The organism is Nitrospira sp. BLG_2, assembly GCF_049222245.1.
Genome location: NZ_JBLYIG010000527.1, coordinates 1 through 4,094, shown reverse-complemented (window position 1 = coordinate 4,094; position 4,094 = coordinate 1). Strand labels below are relative to the sequence as shown.

General features: G+C 55.9%; 5 protein-coding genes. All 5 read right to left on the bottom strand.

The genetic code is table 11. The annotated features are described in order from the left end of the window. Positions 1-440, bottom strand: a 440-nt coding sequence (locus tag ACOSYY_RS14105) for an NAD-dependent epimerase/dehydratase family protein (RefSeq protein WP_421663156.1), incomplete at its 3' end; no start/stop codon positions are given. Positions 441-476: 36 nt separating this feature from the next. Then, on the bottom strand, positions 477-1,247 hold the full coding sequence (locus ACOSYY_RS14100) for a TlyA family RNA methyltransferase (RefSeq protein WP_421663155.1): 771 nt from the start codon (positions 1,245-1,247) through the stop codon (positions 477-479). Between the two features lie 53 nt (positions 1,248-1,300). After that, complete coding sequence (gene xseB, locus ACOSYY_RS14095; protein WP_421663154.1) at positions 1,301-1,558, bottom strand: exodeoxyribonuclease VII small subunit; 258 nt, start codon at positions 1,556-1,558, stop codon at positions 1,301-1,303. A 56-nt stretch (positions 1,559-1,614) separates the two neighbouring features. Further along, positions 1,615-2,955 (bottom strand): exodeoxyribonuclease VII large subunit, encoded by a 1,341-nt coding sequence (gene xseA, locus ACOSYY_RS14090; protein WP_421663157.1) that lies wholly within the window; start codon positions 2,953-2,955, stop codon positions 1,615-1,617. Between the two features lie 245 nt (positions 2,956-3,200). After that, entirely contained in the window at positions 3,201-3,980 is a 780-nt protein-coding gene (locus ACOSYY_RS14085; RefSeq protein WP_421663153.1) for a TIGR00282 family metallophosphoesterase, read from the bottom strand. Positions 3,981-4,094: the final 114 nt, after the last annotated feature.

Here is a 4,094-nt window from a genome sequence, read left to right as displayed (position 1 = left end):
CACAGTTTACTGATGCCATAGGGTGATAGCGGGTTGGTGACATGAGATTCAGCGGCCGGAAACACCTCCTGTTCGCCGTAGATCGCTCCGCCGGACGAGGAGAACACGACCTTTCGGCAACCATACCGAACCGCTTGTTGTAGCACGTTCATGGTTCCCAAGACGTTGACTTGCGCATCGAACACCGGGTCTGCCACCGAGTTACGCACACTGACCTGAGCCGCGAGATGGAGGACAACGTTGGGCCGTTCATTGCGAAAAACCCGCTCAAGACGCCTGCTGGTAATGTCGGTTTTGTAGAGACTCGCCGCGCGGTTAACGTTCTTTCGTTTTCCAGTCGATAAATTATCAACGACGACCACTTGATGTCCCTCTTCCACAAGCCGGTCCACCACATGAGACCCGATAAACCCTGCGCCGCCTGTCACAAGTACTTTCATTGGCCCTCCTGAATGAGCTCTCATTTACGACACTCCTTACATACCACGAAAGGATGTGTTGTACTCAAAGATTGCTAATATTTCCTGATTGCCCTTTTTCCCTTTGATCGGAGAAACAATGGTCCTCACCGCCCGCAGTCCTATTTCCTCCGCAAACCGTACGACTCTCTGAACAGCCTCCGCTCTCTGTGTGTCGTCACGCACGACGCCCCCTCGACCCACTTGTCCCTTTCCCACTTCAAACTGTGGTTTGATCAAGGTAACCACGCGGGCTGGAAAACGGAGAAACTGCATGATGGGCGGAAGCACCTTCGTCAATGAAATAAACGAGACATCGATGACGACCAGATCAACCGGCTCCGGGATGGCAGAAGGGGATATATAGCGAATGTTTGTCCGCTCGATCAACACGACGCGTGGGTCTTGCCGGAGCCGCCAATCGAACTGACCATATCCCACATCAACTGCGTAGACCCTCCCAGCCCCTCTTTGGAGCAAACAATCGGTGAACCCTCCGGTCGAGCACCCGACATCGAGACAGATCATGCCTTGAGGTGCGATCGAAGAGGCGTCCAGAGCTGCCATCAGCTTTTCGCCGCCGCGGCTGACGAACGGTCTGCTCCCTCCGATAATCTCGATGACGGCGTCGGTAGGAATCATCCTGGACGGCTTGTCGACGATCGCCCCGTTGCTCTTGACCTGACCCGCGAGAATCATCCTGACGGCAGCGTCCCGGCTCTGCGCAAATCCCTGAACCGTGAGCACATAGTCGCAACGATCCCTACCGCGTCGTATGACTGTACCCATCAGAATCGTAAAAAGGAAAGTCCGGAAAAGAACGTAAACAGAAGAGCGACTTATTATGAATCTTCAGCGGAACCTGGCACATCAATATCATCTGATGTAAAGGCGCGTAACTGTTTCTTTCCATTCTTGTCATGAACGAGAACTTCCACTTTCCGCTCGGCCTCTTCCAATACTCTTAGACAATTCTTGGACAATCGGATGCCTTCCTCAAAAATCTTTAGCGATTCATCGAGCGGCAGATCTCCCTTCTCTAATTCACCCACGATGGCTTCTAGTCTCGCCATCGCTTGTTCAAACTTCACTCCAGCCACAACCATCTCCTTTTATGACGGCACGCAGCCCATTATAACGAAGTCTCAACCGGCATTTAAACCGACGGATCAAGGTTCACCTCCTCCACACGACACCGGATCTTGCCCCTGGCGAGACGTGCCAGGATCTCTTCTCCGGCGGAGACCTGTCCGGCATCCCGAATGATTCGGCGTCCAGGCATCGTCTCAAGAATCCCATAACCTCGATCCAGAATGGCGAGCGGACTCAGCCCGTTGAATCGTCCGAGATAGGCATGGGTTTGCTCGGCCTTCCGCTTGAGGCCATGGTTCACGGCGGCGATCAAACGTGACCGCAACTGCGGAACGATCACCAGATCACGACGTACTTGAAGCTCCGGACTCCTCGACATCAGCGCTTGCGTCCATGCTTGCGCATCGACCATCGTTTGCCTCAGCAGGGCTCGGACTGCTTCTCGCATGCCTGCCACGGCGCCATCCACGCGCTGAGCTTCTTTGAGAACCCTAAACCTAATGCTATCCATATGGGCAAGCAAAAGATCAAGTCGCTGATGCTGCTCCAGGCATCGCGAGCTTATGGCTTGCCGACAGCAGGCGGTGAGCATGCCAAGCCGCTCAACAATCTCGGTCAACACCGGGGCAACCATTTCGGCGGCCGCGGACGGTGAGGGGGCCCGTACGTCTGCAGCAAAGTCCGCCAGCGTCACATCCGTTTCATGCCCCACAGCCGATACGATGGGGACCCGTGACGCGGCGATGGCTCGTACGACGATTTCTTCGTTGAAACTCCACAGATCTTCCAAGGAGCCACCGCCCCGCCCGATGATCATGACATCGATCACACCAAGCCCGTTCAATGCCTGAATGGCGGCTGTGATCTGTTCAGCCGCTCCAAGCCCCTGCACCTGTACGGGCGCGATGATGATCTTCAACACTGGACAGCGACGGTGCAACACCGTGATCAGATCCCGAACCGCCGCCCCGGTGGGCGAGGTCACGATTCCGACGGTCCGAGGGAACACCGGTAATGATTGTTTGCCCTCCCGATCAAAGAGCCCTTCGGCTTCCAGACGACGCTTCAGTTGCTCAAACGCCAACTGGAAGGCACCCCTCCCCTTGGGTTCGAGATAATCCAGAATGACCTGGTACTCTCCACGCGGCTCATACACAGAAAGTCGCCCTCGCACCACGACATGCAGTCCCTCCTCCAGACTGAAGCGTAAACGAACAGCCGCCGAACGGAAGATCACCGCCCGAATCTGGCTCGTCTGGTCCTTGAGTGTACAGTAGAGATGCCCGGAAGCCGGTGCACGCAGGTTCGAAACTTCCCCTTCCAGCCACACCTCGGCAAAGTCAGTTTCGAGGGAAACCCGAACCATGGCAGTCAGTTCCGAGACGGTGAGGACGTGTCTCGAGATCAGATCGGAAGGAGAAAGGGATTGGCGAGAGTACGTAGTCGTGTGTCCTCTTCTTTGAAGCTCGTGAAGCGCGCAAAATATTCATCGATCGCTGCACGGGTCCGCGATGCGAAGAATAACGAGCGTCACGTCTGCGGACGGGCGCCCTCGGCTTCGCCGCGAGACGAGCGAGTCGGTGAGTGCCCGGTGTCTTGGAGACGAGGCGTATTCTTTTCACCAACCCCGCCCCGAGCTGCTATTGCTGTCTAATCGATGAGGCGAATTCGTTCAAAGGCAATCGCTTTGCCCAAGCGAGGATCGAGCTCCAGCAGGACCGCACAAAATACGGACGGTCCTGAGGCAACTTCAAACCGCCTCGGCATCGCGGTCAAAAATTTCTCGATCGCCAATTCTTTCTTGACACCGATGACCGAATGGAGCGGCCCCGTCATGCCGATATCCGTGATGTACGCCGTACCCTTCGGAAGGATTTGTTCATCGGCAGTCTGTACATGCGTATGCGTACCGACGACGGCGACCACTTCCCCATCCAGAAAATGCCCCATGGCCATCTTTTCGGACGTGGCCTCCGCATGCATGTCGACCACGATAGCGGAGGTCTCCAGCTTCAAACGTGACAATTCGCGTTTTGCCGTCTGAAACGGGCAATCGATTGTCGGCATGTACACCCGGCCCATCAGCTGCATGACTGCCAGCCGTTCGCCGCCTGCGGTTTCAATAACGACACTCCCGTTTCCCGGGACTCCCGCGGGATAATTCGCCGGACGCAACAGACGCGGCTCCCGTGAAAAGTAATCGACCGCCTCTTTCTTATCCCACGCGTGATTTCCGGTGGTAATAACCGATATGCCCGTTTCGAACAGTTCCTCGGCCAGCTCAGGCGTGATCCCGAAGCCTCCGGCAAGATTTTCGCCGTTGGCGATGACCGCATCGATACGGTGTTGTGCGATCAGCCGCGGCACCGCCCGCGCGATCGCCCGACGGCCCGGTTCCCCCATGATGTCCCCGATACATAAAACCTTCATTTGGCGTATTCCACGTATCGACTTTCTCGAATGACGGTCACCTTGATCTGTCCCGGATAGGTCAATTCCTGTTCGATTTTCTTGGCTAGTTCACGAGAAAGCTGGAACGATTCG